The following is a 14703-nucleotide window of genomic DNA, read 5'->3' on the forward strand; positions in this document are numbered from 1 at the left end:
GCAGTTGATCAGGAATTCACACGTGACGATGGACCCTTGGGACAGAGTTGAACCGGCACCGGGGCCGGCGGGGTCCGATCCGGGCGGCGTGTCCTTGTGGTCGATCGCAATGGGCGCCAAGTGGCGCATCCTGCCGGGCGCAGTCATGGCCGCGATCCTGACCTACGGTGCGCTGACCCAGGTGGCGCCGCTTTACGAGGCCGAAACGCAAGTCATGCTCGAGGTGGCGCCCGCGCCGGTGATCGACATTCCCAACGTGGTGGCAGACCAGGTCGGCAATGTCGCCACACTCCAGAGCGCGCTGATCGTCATGCGCTCAAGCGATGTCATGCGCGCGGTGGTCACCGAACTGGACCTGACCACGCGGGCCGAGTTCAACCCCGCCTTGCGCACGCCCGGCCCCTTGGATCGCGCGAAAGCCGCGATCCGCGCGCTGCTGCCGGCCGAAGACGACGATGTCGCGGCCCCGCGTGATCCGGTCAGCCGAACGGCGCGGGTTCTGCGCGAAACCGTCGCGACCCGGGTGCTGGGCGAATCCCTGATCATCGAAATCTCGGCCCAATCCCAGAATGCGGCCCTGTCGGCGGCAATCGCCAACGAGGTGGCCGAGCAATACATCCTGAAGCAGATCGAGCTGAAGACGATTGCCGCCGACCGCGCCACCGCCTGGCTGGAAGACCGCACCGACGAATTGCGGCGCGAACTGGAAGCCGCCGAGGCCCGTGTGTCGGAGGCGCGGCGCGCGGTGATCGACGTCGGCCAATCCGTCTCCACCGATCTCGAGCGGCAGATCTCGGAACTCACCGCGCAGATCGGGCAGCTCACGCTGCAGCGCGACGAACTGGCGGCCCAGCGCACCGAGCTGACCCAGCTGTCGGACAGCGAAAACTATGTGACGCTTGCGGCCGCGGCGGCCCTGCCCGGCCTGACGGCGATGATCGAACAGCTGTCACAACTGGATCGGCAGGTGATCGAACTGCGCGCCCAATACGGCGATCACCCGAAGACGCGCGAGGTGCTGGCAACACGCGCCCAGCTGGAACAGCAGTTGCAGGACGAAATCGGTCGCGTGCTGTCGGGGCTCGACGTGCGGATCAACGTGCTGGACGATCGGCTGGACGCGCTTGACGTGCAACTGCGCGAGACGCGCGGCGGCCTGCTTGACAGTCGCGGCGACGACTTGTCGTTGCAGGCCCTGGAACGCGAGGCCGAGGCGTCGCGCGATGTCTATGACCGATTTGCGCTGCGGCTGAAGGACGTGCGCGAACGCAGCCTGTTCCAGTCACCGGGCGCGCGGATCGTTTCGGCGGCGGAACGCCCGTCCGATCCGGTGTCGCCGCAAAAGGCCAGCGGCGCGGTGCTGGGCGGTGTCGGGGGCGGCGCGCTGGTTCTGGCGCTGCTGGCGTTCTTTCGCCGCCCGTCGACCGCCGTGACCCGCGCCGACGAGGTCCACCGCCTGACCGGCGTCGGCCACGTGCAACCCATCCCGCTGATGCCCCGCGCCGCGACGCCGCTGGAGATGTTGCGCCTGATGCACCGCCCGAAAGGCGCCAACCTGGACAGCGTGATGCGGTGGTTCCAGCTTCGGCTGATGCCGAAGACCCACAAGTGGTCGACGCTGATCGTCGTGACCTCGGTCGAAGAGGGCGACGGCAAATCGTCGCTCAGCCTGCTGTTGTCCGACACCTTTGCCGCGAATGATTACTCCACCGTCCTGATCAATGCCGACCCCACCGGCGGCGGTCTGGCCGGGCTGGGCCAGACCCGGGATTACGAAAGCCTGAAGTTCGGGTTTCTGGATTATTCCGAAGATGCCATGCGGATCGTCGAACGCCACGTCGCCGTCGAATCCAGCCTGCACGACCGCAAGGAGAACATCCTGAACGCCGATGTGATCATCGTCGATGCCCAGGCGATGCCCATGTCGTCGCGCATGGTCGAGATCGGCCAGATGGCGGATCACGTGATTGTCGCCTGCAGCTGGAACCAGACCAGTCGCACGGCCTTGCAGCAATGCGTGTCGGGCCTGCGCGAGGTCGGCGTGGCGGTCAGCGCGGTCGCGCTGAACCGTATGCCGGCCAAGGCCCTGCCGCCCCTGCGCCGGGTGGCGCGCGCGGCACCACGTCGCATCGCGTCGGCGTGAGCGGTCTGGGGAAACCTGCATGTGGACGCTGATTTCACTGGGAACCATCCTGGCGAGTTTCCTTGTTCTGATGCGCACGTTGCGCGCGCTTGACAGCGATCGGTTGTCGATCCTGGTCATCGGCCTGATCTGGACACGCTTTGCCCTGACCGCGCTGGGTGAGCCGGCCCTGCGCCCGGTGGCGGCCGGACAATCCCTGCTGGCGATCGGAACGCTGGGGCTGACGGCGGTCGCGATCCTTGTCGTGCCGCTGCACCGTTACCGCGACTGGCGCGCGCTGCCGTTCTTCGGCTTCATCGCGCTTGCGGTCCTCAGCGGTGTGTTGAATGGCCGAATCGGCGCGCTGGTCAATGCCGTGGTGCTTTGGGCGATGTTCCTGGTCTGTGCGCTGCTTTTGCACCGTGCGTTCCAGATCCACGGCGCCCGCCCCGTCCTGCGCTGCCTGCTTGCGGCATTCGCGCTGCCCCTGGCGATGCAGGCGATGTCGGTGGCCACGAACCGTTCGCTGGTCGGTATGGATGGCACGATCAGCTATGTCGGCAATTACGCGCACGAAGCGGTCTTCGCCACGGTCGCGCTTGCGCTGCTCTGGCTGGTGACGCTGTATCCCTGGCGGCACCGGGGTGTGCATCTGTCGGCGTTCGCGGTGGTGCTGGCTTCGCTGGCGCTGTCGAATTACCGCACGATGATGCTGGCCGCTCTGCCGTTGCTGTTCGCGCTGGCGATCCAGTTCCTGCCGGGACGGCAACTGCGTCGGGCCGTTGTGCCGGTGACGCTGGGCGCGCTGCTGCTGGCGGCACTGGCGCCGCTGTTGCCGGGCGGGCGCTTTGACGAGATCGGCCTCGTGCTGAACGAATTCGGCAGCTTGGTCAAACCGCCCCAGGAATACACCTTCAGCGAACAGCGGATCCTGTCGGCCCGCGGTTTCATCGCCGCCTCCTATGTGCAGGACTTCATCGCCGGCAGCCCCGTGCAACAGATCGTGGGCTTCGGCCCGGGCGCGCAGGCGCGCAACATCGCCGTGCATCCCCACAACGAATACCTGCGCATGATGTTCGAGTTCGGCCTTGTCGGGCTGGCGCTCTGGGTGGGCCTGCTGATCCGCTATATCGCGATCGCCCTCGGTCGCATCGCCCACCCCGTCGGGCTGGTCGTCGCGTCGGGGTATGGGGCGATCCTGATCGGCAGTCTCGGCACCTCGTTCTTCAACCGGCCGGAAGGGATGATCCTTCTGGCAATGCTGTGTTCCGTCACATGGTATCTGGCGGAACCGCGCGCCGTGACCCCGGAGGCGGCGTCGGCCCTGCGGTCGCGCCGGCCGGTGGTGTGAAGATGCCCCGTCCGGTCCGCCCCGCCCTGCCCCCGCTGACCCTGCCCGGTGCGCCGCGATGAGGCGTTGGGTGCCATCGGTGTCGGACGTGCGCGCGCGGCTGCTGAAATCCGCCGGTTGGCTTCTGGCACGGCAGCTGGTGATGATGGTCAATTCGCTGGTGCTGGGGGTGCTGATCGCCCGCCATCTGGGCCCCGGCGATTTCGGCGTGCTCAGCTATGCCGTCTCGCTTGTCGTGATCGCGATGCCCCTGACCACGCTGGGACTGCGCAACCTGTCACTGCGCGAATACGCCAGCCGGCCCGACGACACGCCCCGCATCCTGGGCACGATCACCGCCATGCGGCTGGCGGGAACGCTGGTGGCCATCGCGGCGATCTATGGCACGGTCACGCTTTTTCCCATCGATCACGACCGGATCGCCGTGCTGTGTCTGATCCTGGCGGGCGCGTTGCTGTTTCAGACCATCGACACGATCAAGGAACAGTTCATCGCCGAACAGAACCCGCGCCCCTTCGTGATCGTGAACGTCTGCGTTCTGCTGGTGTTCAGCGTGGTGCGCATCGCGCTGATCCTGACCGACATGCCGGTGGACGCCTTCATCCTGGCCCAGGCCGGTGAAACCGTGGCCCAGGGTGTCTTCGCCGGCGTTGCCTATTCCCGCTTTTCCGGCCGACCCCCGCGGTTGCAGGTCGATTTCCGCCTGATGCGCACCTATGCGCGCCATGCGCTGCCGCTGATGCTGGGGTCGATCTCGGCGGTGATCTATCTCAAGATCGACATCCTGTTCCTTGCGTCCATGGTCGGCACAGAGACGACGGGCCTTTACGCCGTGGCCGCGCGCCTGTCCGAGGCGTGGTATCTGCTGCCCGCATCGCTGGCGATGGCGGCGTTTCCGCGCATGTTGCAGGTGCGCACCCAGTCGCCCGCGCGGTATGAACAGCGGATGCAGGACGCCATGGATCTGTTCGCCGCCTTCGGCACCGCGGTGGCCGTCAGCTCGATCTTCTGGGCCCGGCCCCTGATCGACCTGCTGTTCGGCGCCGAATACATCGGCGCCGTGCCGCTTTTGCAGATCTATGTCTGGGTCGGCATCGTGTTCGCCACCCGCGAGCTGATCCACAAATCCCTTTTGGTCGAGGAACGCTATTGGGGTTCGGCGATCATCAACCTGACCGGCGCGGGCACCAACGTGGTGCTCAACCTGCTGCTGATCCCGCCATACGGGGCCATCGGCGCCGCCATCGCCACGGTTCTGTCCTATACGCTGGCGCCGCTGCTTCTTGCGCCACTGGTGCCGGCGATCCGGCCGATCGCGATGATGCAGTTGCGCGCGATCTTCTGGCCGCGCCGGATACCGGGGTTGATCAGGCGGGGCTTTCGCGGATGAGCCGGGCGCGCGAATGTCGTCCCGGCCTGTGTGTCGTCGTGATCTCGGGGCGGATGTCGCCCGCATCGCGCCGCACGGCCGCCCAGGCGCTTGAAAACCGGGGGTTCGAGGTCTTTGGCGACCGCGCCCTGCCCGACGCCACCGTCACTGGCTGGCCCGCCGAACCTGACGCGACGGGCGCGCGCATTCTAATCGCTTTCAACCCGCTGATTTCAGACCCCTCGCCCGGGATCGGCGCGCGCTATGGCCATGGTGCGACCGACAGCGCGGTATATCACCTTGGTGCCGTCCTTGGAGCGGGCGCGGCGGATCTGCGGGTGGCGCAAACCGCGCGACAGGCCGATGCCATTTGCCGCCGCGCGCTGAACCCCGCCGAGATCGACGATCTGAATGGCCAGATCGCGCTGCGCCGCGCCGAGATGCAAACACGCGAAACGATCCTTGCCGACCTCAGCCGTCACAAGCATCGCGCCAAGGTCGAACTGGTGCGCTGGAACGGCGGACAGGCGGTCAAGAAGACGTTTCGCGCAACCGCGCAGGCCGCGATGCGGCGCGAAATCGCGTTTCACGACGATATTGCCCCGCTCAGCCGCGTTCCGGCGCGCATTCTGGCGCGCAGCGACAACGCGCTGTATTATGAATACATCGAAAGCCGGGCTTCGCGTCGCCCATTGCCATCCCTCCTGTCGCTGGAGAATGTCCGGCGACTGGCCGATTTTGCCCGATTGGTGACGGCACGGGGGTGGGATCCGGTGGATCTGACACCGCGCGACAACATCCTGATCGAACGCACAAGTGGCGCAGTGCGCGCCATCGATTTCGAATTCGCGTTTCGCCGCGCGGCCCCCGTGGCCGTGGAACGCGCGTGTTTTCTGGCCGGCATCGGCGACGCCGCGTTCGACGGCCTGCCGCTGGATCCGGCGATGCGGCGCGATCCCTATCCCGGCAAATGGCGCCCCTTCACCGGACTGAGCCGACACAGCCTTCTGAACGATCCGATCGCGGTGCAGCGGTTCAAACGGGCCGTGGTCCATCCTCTCTGGCTGATGGCGCGCGCTGGCGGAAGCGTCCAGCGACGGCGCGCGCATCTGGCCGAACGCGCGGCCATCCTGTCGGCGCTGGCATTACCCGCCGCCCCCGGCGACTGACCGGGCGGGGCGGCCCGTTTACCGGCGCGGACGCCGCGACAGCCGCCGATAGATCGCGCGCGCGCTGCCGTAGAACGGTCGCAACACCGCGTTCGAGCCCAGCAGCGATGCGGCGGTGCTGACGAACAGCCCGCGCGTTCCCGCTTTCAGGAACACCAGCTCGCGATAGCATGCGATAGCAAGGGCGCGAATCTCATCCTCGTCCCAGTCTTGCGGATCGACCGCACGGAAGAACGATGTATTCCAGACCCGTTTTTCCAGCTTCAGATAGCCATGGGCCACCAGGCTGGACGTCAGCTTCTCCGAGATCACATGCTTGAGGTCCAGCGACAGACCCCCGCGCGTGAACGACGCCCCGACATCGCCGTCGATGTCATCCACCACGATCAGGCAGTTGCGCGTCATCCGGGCGTGAAACAGCAACAGGTCGCGGTCGATCCGGCCATCGGCGTCCAGCACCAGCATCCCGATCATCGGATCGCCCGGCGATTGCGACGCGGCGAAAACGTCACTGCGCCCGACGAACAACGAGATCCGCGAAGCCACCCCGGCGCGATCGAAGTTGCCGCGCACGATATCCTCGTTGGCCTTTGCGTCGCCGTAATCGGCCCGCGACGACGGGATATCGGCCAGGGCTTCCAGCGTGTCGACAGTCTGGATCCGGGTGGCCGCCCCGCGCGATTCGGCCCCCAGCGCCATCGCGATCGTGCCGGCACCATGGGCGGTGCCGATTTCCAGGATATGGTCCGGCGTTTCCCGCGCCACGGCATCGAACAGGGCGTCGTAAACCGGGCGCGACATCAACGCGTCGATCTGGCCCAGCGCCGTATGCAGACGGTGTCTGCAATCCGTATTCGTCGCCACCTGGTTCATCCCATCTGCTGCATCTATCCATCAACCTGCCGCCGGTTAACGTCGAAACTTCCCGGCCAACTCCGACACCGTGGCGCGCAGGCCCGCATGGCGCAGCGATGCCATGACATAGCGCAAGCGGCCTTGCCTGCGGGCGATGAACATCAGCAACGTGTTCGCGATGCGGCGCCGGAAGGCGCGTTCGCCCAGCCACGCGCGGTGCTTGTGCGCGACCGCCGCCGCCTGCAGCAACTCTTCGGGCGACTGGCGGATCGCCTCGGTCGTGATGCGCGCATGTCCGGTGCGCCGGAAATAGAGCGGCCGTTCGATATGGGCCAGGGTGCCCCGCCGGGCGATGCGCACGTATACGTCCCAGTCTTCGCCGCGCAGGATGTCAGGGTCGAACGGTTCAGCCAGCATGACCGCCCGCGTGGCGATCAACCCGCTGGTGCCACATGGGCTGTGCGCGCGCAGCCGGTCTTCGGTCATCGGCACATGCCACGGCCGGTGTGGTGGTCGCCCCAACTCTTGCGCCGAACACAGGCAGGCTTCGGCCCAGTCACCCATGGCCGCAAGCTGCAATTCGGTCTTTTCCGGGCGCCACAGATCATCGTCATCCAGAAACGCCACGATGTTGCCCCGCGCCAGTTCGACCCCCCGGTTGCGCGCGCGGCTGGCGCCGACCCGGCTGTCCAGCCGGGCGCAACGCACCCGGTCGCCGAAGTGCGCCAGCGCCGGGCACGGATCGGTGTCCGACGCGTCGTCGATCACGATTACCTCGAGAATATCGACCGTCTGATCCAGCGCGCTGCGGATCGCCTCGGCCAGGAAACCGGTGCGGTTGCAGGTCGGTATCACGACGCTGATTTTCGGCTCGGGGACATTCAATGGCATCGGAAACAACCTGCCGTGGATGAATTGGGCGACACAGAAACCCCCGGCCCACCCGTCGATCATGCCGCAGAAGCGGAGGCGTGCGATGATCCGGCCCCTGATCCTTGCACGGTTACAATGAAATCGGCCGGACGGTCAACGAAGCGGGCCTTGGGGTGTCGCCGTCCGCACCAATATCGCGAATTCAAGGCGCATTGTCGCGTTTCTCGCGGTCTGGCATCGAAATATGGGTCGAAATCGTTAACGGGCTTGCCAGATACGGGGTGTTTGGTGTTGCTGGAAGGATCAGGGAGCTAAACCGGGCCGCCGCGATCCTTTCGGCCCGGTCGATTGCCCGGGCGCTTACGGGCATTCGCAGGATACCGGAAAGGAGGGCCCTGTCGTGTATCGAGTTGCGGTCATCGGTTTGCGCGGCATCCCCGACGTGATGGGCGGCATCGAAACCCATTGCAGCCAGTTGCTGCCACGGCTGCTGTCCCAGGTGCCCACCGGCGAGCTGGAAATCACGGTGCTGGCGCGCAAGGGATACGTGGCCGAGCGTGCCACCTTTGACGGCGTTTCCCAGATCCCGCTCTGGGCGCCGCGGCGCGCTGCGCTCGAGACCATCGTGCACACCTTCATCGCGCTTTTCTATGCCCGCTTCGTGCTGCACGCCAGCATCGTGCATCTGCACGCCATCGGTCCGGGCCTTCTGGCACCGCTGGCCCGGCTGCTGCGCTTCCGGTTGCTGTTCACCCATCACGGCGAAGACTATCGCCGCCAGAAATGGGGCCGGGGCTCGCGGTTGGCGCTGCAACTGGGCGAGGTTCTGGCGATGCGTTTCGCCCACCAGGTCATCACGGTGTCCAAGGCCAGCGAAACGCGCCTGCGTCGCCGCTTTGCCGACCGCGCCCAGCGCATCGTGCACATTCCCAACGGGCTGACGCGGACCTCGGCCAACCCGGCCTCGGACCGTCTGTTGCGCCGGTTCACCCTGGTGCGCGGATGTTACGTGGTGTCGGTGGGCCGTCTGGTGCCGGAAAAGGCGCAGGATCTGCTGATCGCCGCATTCCGGCAGGCCGGTCTCGGACGTGCCCGTCCGGCCTGCAAGCTGCTGATCATCGGCGCTTCGGACCATGACAGCGCCTATGCGCGCCGGATCGAGGCCGAAGCCGCGACCGACGAGACGATCATCCTGACCGGTCGCCAGCCGCGCGATGTGATCCTGTCGCTGAACCACGCGGCCGGGCTTTTCGTGCTGCCGTCGACGCACGAGGGCCTGTCGATCGCGGCGCTCGAGGCGATCAGCGTCGGCGCCCCGGTCCTGTTCAGCGATATCGAGGAAAACAGGTTCCTCGGCCTGCCCGAGCGCAATTACTTTCCCACCGGCTCGGTCGACGGGCTGTCGCGCAAGCTGGGCCAGGATTTTCGCACCTTCGCAGTGCCCGGCGATTTCGATCTCGATGTCTATGACTGGAATCGCATCGCCCGGCTGACGCTGGAACGGCTGGACAGGGTCGTGGTCGGCAAATCGCTGGTGCGCCCCGGCCACGAACCGGCCGGCGCCACCGACCGGGACACATGACATGACCCGCCGGCTGCTTCTGCTGATCAATTCGCTGGAAGGCGGCGGCGCCGAAAAAGTGATGGCTGCCCTTGCGGATCACCTGGCACAGACCCGGTCGGACCTCGATATTCGGCTTGCTCTGCTGGACGATCGCGCCATCGCCCATCCGCCGGCATCACCGGTGCGGGTGGTGCAACTGGACGGACGCGGCGGTTTCTGGCGCAGCATCCGCGCGGTCCGCCGAACCATCACCGACTGGCAGCCCGATATCGTGCTGAGCTTTCTGACCCGCGCGAATTGTGCCGCCGTGCTGGGCCGAAGCGCCGGGCGGTTCCGCTGCATCATCAGCGAACGCGTGCACACGACCAGCCATCTGGGCACCGGTCTGCGCGCCCGCGTGCTGCGCGGGGTCGTGCGGCATCTCTATCCGCGGGCAGACGCGGTGATCGCCGTCTCGCAAGGCGTCGCGGATGAATTGAAGCGCACCTATGGCGTCGACGACGCGCGGCTTCACACCATCGCGAACCCGATCGATGCCGACCGCTTGCATGCCCTCGGGGCCGAGGCGCCACCGATCCCCCTGCCCGCGGATTTTCTTGTCAGCGTCGGGCGGCTTGTGCCCAACAAGGATGGCGAAACGCTGCTGCGCGCCTTTGCCAGGCAATCGAACCGGTCCCGTGCGTTGGTCATGCTGGGCGACGGGCCGGAACGCGCCCGGCTTGACGCGCTTGCCCGTGATCTGGGCATCGGGGCGCGGGTCTTGATGCCGGGCTATGTTCGCAACCCCCATGCCGTGGTCGCACGGGCGACCGCCTATGTCTCGGCCTCGCGCAGCGAGGGGTTTCCCAATGCCCTGGTCGAGGCGATGGCCCTGGGCCGTCCGGTCGTGTCGACCGATTGCGCCTCGGGGCCGGCGGAAATCCTTGCGGATCGGCGCGAAGGGGCGACCGTCGCGCTGGAACAGGCACGCTGGGGTCTGCTGGTGCCGATGAACGCGCCTGCCGCCCTGGCGGCCGCGATGGACCTGCTGGACGACGCCGGAACACGCGCCACCTATGGCGCGCGCGCCGCCGAAAGGGCCAAAGACTATGCGCCCGCCGCCGTATTCGCGCGCTATACGGAGGTTTTGACGCCCTGACCGCCCGGATCAGGCGCGACGTTACACGACCCGAACCGGTTCCATTTAGCGAGTGAACGACACGACAGGAAGAGCCAGAAATCCAGCAACGCCCAAGGAGGATCCCAATGACCCCGTTGTATGTCGCGCGTCCGCTGCTGCCTTCGCGTGCCGACCTGGACATCCTGCTGGACGAGATCTGGGCCAGCCGATGGGTGACGAACGAAGGGCCGCTTCACAACCGGCTGGAAGCCGCCCTGTCACGCCGGCTGGGCGTTCCCGTCGCGCGGTTGTTCAGTTCCGGCACCTCGGCCCTGCAATGCGCGATGCTGGCGCTTGACCTGCCTCCGGGGGCCGAGGTCATCACCACGCCCCTGACCTTTCCCGCCACCGCCCACGCCATCAGCGCCTGCGGGCTTAAGCCGGTGTTCGCGGATATTGACCCCGATACCCTGACGCTTGATCCACGGGCGGTCGCGCGCGCGATCACCCCGCGCACGGCTGCGGTCATCGGCGTGCACGTCTATGGCACGATCTGCAACGATGCGGCCTTGCAGGCGCTGTGTTCGCAGCACGGCCTGCGGCTTCTCTATGATGCGGCCCACGCCTTCGCGGCCGAAAAGGCCGGTGTCTCCACCGCCGCCATGGGCGATCTGAGCGTGTTCTCGATGCATGCCACCAAGCTGTTCAACACCATCGAAGGCGGTCTGGTCACCAGCCGCGATCCGGCCCTGTCCGAGCGGCTGCAATTGGCCCGCAACTTCGGCATCGCGTCGGAAGAGCAGGTCAAATCGGTCGGGATCAATGGCAAGATGAGCGAGCTGCACGCCGCCATCGGGCTTTTGAACCTCGACGCCTTCGAACACGAACGCGACCTGCGCCGCGATCTGCGCGCGCGATATGACGCCATCGTCGCAACCTTTCCCGGCCTGATCCCTCAGGCGCGGCAGGGGGATGTCGTGCGATCCGAGCAATACTACATGTTGCGGGTGGACCCCGAGATTTTCGGCGCGTCGCGCGATGATGTCTATGATCGGCTGAAACAGCGCGACATTCATGCTCGGCGCTATTTCTGGCCGATCTGCACCGATTACGACAGCTATCGCGGTGCGCCCGTCGCCAGCCTTCAGCCGGTTCCCGTGGTCGAGCGGGTCAAGACCACCTTGCTGTGCTTGCCGTTTCACTCGGGCGTGCAGCCCGACCATGTGCAGATCATCGGCGACGTCCTGACCGACCTGTCCGCGTCCCGCCCGGCGATCCCCTAGCCGCCCGTGACCCGGCCCGCGCACGGTGTTTTTTCGGTAACGAGGGGACACGAAGACTTTCCATCTGCCCCACGTTCCATTACAGCGATCATGTCGGGGCGTAGCGCAGCCTGGTAGCGCATCTGTTTTGGGAACAGAGGGTCGTAGGTTCGAATCCTATCGCCCCGACCATTGAAGCCGGAGGTCGGGATCGTGCCCGACCGCGCCCGCGATGTTTCAATCCGCGACGTTCGGCCCTGTCAACGCTGCCACTCAACGGCGTGCACGACGTGCCGCGCAGCGCTTGGCCGGGTTTCCGCAATGCGCCGGATCGTCGCCCCAGATCGCGTGATAGGTGTCGATCACCATGCCGCGGCTTTGCAGTGCTGCGAACACGGTCAGGACCACCGTGCCGTATTGAAAGATGCGATGGGCGCGCCACCAGCGCTGGTCATCCAACTGGCGCGGCCAGTCCTGCCCCGGCCAGACCTTGAAGAACCGCGCGACGATCACGCCCGCGGGAGCCAGCACCGCCCAGGCCAGCACCATCAGGCGGGCATGCCACGACAGCAGGAAGCCGACGTCATGCGCCATGGTCGGGTCGAGCGGAGCGAGCAGCCACTCGATCACGGGATCAGCCCTTGACGGCGCCGGCGGTCATCCCGGTGATGATCTGGCGCGAGGCGACAAACGTGAACAGGATCGGCGGAATCGCCAGCAACATGCCCGTGGCCATGATGACGCCCCAGTCGATATCGTATTCGGTGATCGAGTTGACGATGGTCACCGGCACGGTGCGGGTGTCACGGTCGACCAGCGCGTTCGCCAGCAGGAATTCGTTCCACGCGATGCGGAAGGTGAAGATGGCGGCGGCGGCCAGACCCGGCTTGATCAGGGGCAGCACGACCAGGAAGAACACCTGGAACGGCCCTGCCCCGTCCATGCGCGCGGCCTCTTCCAGCTGGATCGGGACCTGCACGATATAGCTTTGCAGGATCCAGATCACGAAGGGCAGGTTCATCGCGACATAGACCAGGATGATCCCGGCGCGGGTGCCGTCGATGCCGGACTGGAACGTCCAGATGCCGAACACCGGCACCAGCAGGACGGCGGGTGGCACCATGCGCATCATCAGCGTGGTCAGCGACACGGTATCGCGACCCATGAAGCGGAACCGCACCAGCGCATAGGCCGCCATGCAGCCGATCACCAGCGTCAGCGCGGTGGACACGATCGAGATGATCAGCGAATTGACCAGAGCGCGCCCGAACGTCTTGTCGCAGTGTCCGATATGTTTCGCCGCAGAGCGCGGTTTCGTAGTTGCGGATCGTCGGCATGAAGAACAGCGACGACGTGGCCGGGGTGATGTCGACGTTCAGCCGCAGCGACGTGATCAGCGTCAGCACGATGGGCCCCACCGACATCATCACAAGCGCGACAATCAGCGCAGGGGGTGTCAGGTTCTGTTTTTCATAGACGACCGGTTCGCTCATGCTTCATCCCCTTTGTCGGCGCCGGCGCGCAGGCGGGCGGCGCGCAGATCCTGCGCCTTGTTGTAGAGGAACGTCGCGAAGGTCAGGATCAGCAGGTAATTCGACATCGCCGCCGCCTCGCCCAACTCGCGGAACTCCGACGCGGTGCGATAGATGCGCAGCGACAGGATTTCCGTCGACGGACCCGGCCCGCCGTTGGTCAGCACCAGCACGACCTCCAGCACCTTGAAGGCATCGATCAGGCGCAACAGGCAGGTGACGATCAGCACCGGCAGCATCAGCGGCAGCTTGATGTATACGACTCGTTAGAGCGGTGAGCGCTCGATCGTCCTGCGCGATATCGCCGAACGGCTCGCCGTGTCGATGATGACCGTGTCGCGCGCCCTGCGCGGTGTCGAAGGCGTGTCGGCCGCGCGCCGTGCCGAGATCGTCGAGCTTGCCCGGCGGCTGCATTACGTCCCGAACTCGAACGCGCGGTCGCTGGCGGCGGAACATGTTGCGGCGCTGGGCTATCGGCGTCCCGCGTTCGTCGGCGCGCCGCGCGGGCGAGACATGCGGGCCGAGGGCCGGCTGGCCGGGTTGCGCGCCGTGTTCGGCGATACCGGGCGCATCCCCGTCGCCCGCCCTGCATCGCTGAACGAGGCCGGGTTCGACGGGGCCGAAGCCCTGTTGAACGGCACGCGACCGGATGTGATCTTCTTTCTCAACGATATCGGCATCGTCGGCTTCAACGGTCTCGGTCTGACGCGGGTGCTGGAACAATCCCTGACCACGGTGATCACGCCGCGCCGGCAGTTGGGGATGCTGGGCGCGCGCAGCCTGCTGGCCCGGATCAACGGCGCCCGGGGCAAGCGGGCGCAATGCCTGCCCGCCCGGCTGCACCGCGGCGAGACGACGATGCGCCAGGCCTGACCGGTGACGCCGCACCACATCTTGTGGCCCGCTGGCGTCGGGCGTCCGCTGGCGTCGCCACCGGCGTCTGCGCCACAAGCGGGCCGATCCGAATGAAGGATTGCGACGCTGCGGACCCCGGCCCGCACCCGCGTCGCGAGAATCGCATATCACCGATTCGCGCCCAGGGAGTGGATTCGCCCGACGCCATCCCTTGTTGTTGCTCTGGCCGCCACACCACCAGATCTAGTGCTTTTTTCGCCGATGCCCGAAACGTCCACCGCCGCCCGGCCCGCCGATCTGATGCACCTGTGTGCCAATCGGACTAACCCCGCCGAGATGCGACACTTTTTTGCGATCCCCGATCTGTGGATGGTTCGGGTATGAATCGGGGATCGATTTTGCGCGCTGACGGCTGGGTGGCCTTTGGAAATCGTCAACCGGATTATTCCCTCCAAACGGGGAAAAAAGGATTGACCATTTCGGTCCAGATACGTCAGTTTGTGCAGGCCGACAGCAGCGATACAACATGTTGTGGGATCGCCTGACCTTGGGACAATTCGGAACCGCCAGATCACGTCGCATCGGGATGTATGCGACGCGGGTTGGTTCCGTTCGTCACGGGGCATCGGCCAGTATTAGTGTCGGACGGCAA

At 66.1% G+C, this 14703-nt stretch carries 14 protein-coding genes and 1 tRNA gene; 10 read left to right on the forward strand and 5 right to left on the reverse strand.

What is annotated here, in order from left to right; genetic code table 11:
• Positions 1 to 22: 22 nt before the first annotated feature.
• Genes CFP68_RS02355 through CFP68_RS02370 form a run of 4 tightly spaced genes read left to right on the forward strand, consistent with a single transcriptional unit; the run spans position 23 to position 6011 of the window.
• Positions 23 to 2143 carry an exopolysaccharide transport family protein gene (locus tag CFP68_RS02355; RefSeq protein ID WP_145953382.1) on the forward strand — a complete coding sequence of 707 codons (2121 nt, stop codon included), beginning with the start codon at positions 23 to 25 and terminating at the stop codon, positions 2141 to 2143.
• Between the two features lie 19 nt (positions 2144 to 2162).
• On the forward strand, positions 2163 to 3473 hold the full coding sequence (locus CFP68_RS02360; RefSeq protein WP_099824038.1) for a hypothetical protein: 1311 nt from the start codon (positions 2163 to 2165) through the stop codon (positions 3471 to 3473).
• Positions 3474 to 3531: 58 nt separating this feature from the next.
• Positions 3532 to 4863: a flippase gene (locus tag CFP68_RS02365; RefSeq protein WP_099824040.1), complete on the forward strand. Its 1332-nt coding sequence runs from the start codon at positions 3532 to 3534 to the stop codon at positions 4861 to 4863.
• A complete protein-coding gene (locus tag CFP68_RS02370) occupies positions 4860 to 6011 on the forward strand; it encodes a hypothetical protein (protein WP_099824042.1) in 1152 nt (383 codons plus the stop codon). The genes CFP68_RS02365 and CFP68_RS02370 overlap by 4 nt, the downstream gene beginning before the upstream one ends.
• A gap of 18 nt (positions 6012 to 6029) precedes the next feature.
• Here the strand turns inward: CFP68_RS02370 and CFP68_RS02375 are convergent, their stop codons facing one another.
• Together CFP68_RS02375 and CFP68_RS02380 are read right to left on the reverse strand one after the other, a co-directional pair.
• Positions 6030 to 6875: a class I SAM-dependent methyltransferase gene (locus CFP68_RS02375; protein ID WP_158234115.1), complete on the reverse strand. Its 846-nt coding sequence runs from the start codon at positions 6873 to 6875 to the stop codon at positions 6030 to 6032.
• A 45-nt stretch (positions 6876 to 6920) separates the two neighbouring features.
• Positions 6921 to 7757 (reverse strand): glycosyltransferase family 2 protein, encoded by an 837-nt coding sequence (locus CFP68_RS02380; protein WP_241523917.1) that lies wholly within the window; start codon positions 7755 to 7757, stop codon positions 6921 to 6923.
• A gap of 382 nt (positions 7758 to 8139) precedes the next feature.
• Here CFP68_RS02380 and CFP68_RS02385 point away from each other — a divergent pair, with 382 nt between their 5' ends.
• From CFP68_RS02385 to CFP68_RS02400, 4 genes are all read left to right on the forward strand, one after another.
• Positions 8140 to 9321 carry a glycosyltransferase family 4 protein gene (locus CFP68_RS02385; RefSeq protein WP_241523918.1) on the forward strand — a complete coding sequence of 394 codons (1182 nt, stop codon included), beginning with the start codon at positions 8140 to 8142 and terminating at the stop codon, positions 9319 to 9321.
• A 1-nt stretch (position 9322) separates the two neighbouring features.
• On the forward strand, positions 9323 to 10441 hold the full coding sequence (locus tag CFP68_RS02390; protein ID WP_099824048.1) for a glycosyltransferase: 1119 nt from the start codon (positions 9323 to 9325) through the stop codon (positions 10439 to 10441).
• A 107-nt stretch (positions 10442 to 10548) separates the two neighbouring features.
• Positions 10549 to 11685 carry a DegT/DnrJ/EryC1/StrS family aminotransferase gene (locus CFP68_RS02395; protein WP_193825201.1) on the forward strand — a complete coding sequence of 379 codons (1137 nt, stop codon included), beginning with the start codon at positions 10549 to 10551 and terminating at the stop codon, positions 11683 to 11685.
• Between the two features lie 94 nt (positions 11686 to 11779).
• A tRNA-Pro gene (locus tag CFP68_RS02400) sits at positions 11780 to 11856 on the forward strand.
• A gap of 81 nt (positions 11857 to 11937) precedes the next feature.
• On the opposite strand, the gene CFP68_RS02405 is transcribed toward CFP68_RS02400, so the two are convergent.
• Both CFP68_RS02405 and CFP68_RS02410 read right to left on the reverse strand, forming a co-directional pair.
• Positions 11938 to 12294, reverse strand: a complete 357-nt coding sequence (locus CFP68_RS02405; protein WP_099824053.1) for a cytochrome b family protein — start codon at positions 12292 to 12294, stop codon at positions 11938 to 11940.
• Between the two features lie 4 nt (positions 12295 to 12298).
• Complete coding sequence (locus tag CFP68_RS02410; protein ID WP_241523919.1) at positions 12299 to 12895, reverse strand: carbohydrate ABC transporter permease; 597 nt, start codon at positions 12893 to 12895, stop codon at positions 12299 to 12301.
• Between the two features lie 104 nt (positions 12896 to 12999).
• On the opposite strand from CFP68_RS02410, the gene CFP68_RS18350 reads away from it, so the two are divergent.
• Positions 13000 to 13140, forward strand: a complete 141-nt coding sequence (locus CFP68_RS18350; RefSeq protein ID WP_241523920.1) for a hypothetical protein — start codon at positions 13000 to 13002, stop codon at positions 13138 to 13140.
• A 13-nt stretch (positions 13141 to 13153) separates the two neighbouring features.
• Here CFP68_RS18350 and CFP68_RS02415 read toward each other — a convergent pair whose 3' ends face one another.
• Entirely contained in the window at positions 13154 to 13435 is a 282-nt protein-coding gene (locus CFP68_RS02415; protein ID WP_241523921.1) for a hypothetical protein, read from the reverse strand.
• A 61-nt stretch (positions 13436 to 13496) separates the two neighbouring features.
• Between CFP68_RS02415 and CFP68_RS02420 the strand changes: the two genes are divergently transcribed.
• A complete protein-coding gene (locus tag CFP68_RS02420) occupies positions 13497 to 14069 on the forward strand; it encodes a LacI family DNA-binding transcriptional regulator (RefSeq protein ID WP_277621452.1) in 573 nt (190 codons plus the stop codon).
• Positions 14070 to 14703: the final 634 nt, after the last annotated feature.

The organism is Oceaniglobus indicus (assembly GCF_002751875.1).
GTDB lineage: Bacteria > Pseudomonadota > Alphaproteobacteria > Rhodobacterales > Rhodobacteraceae > Oceaniglobus > Oceaniglobus indicus.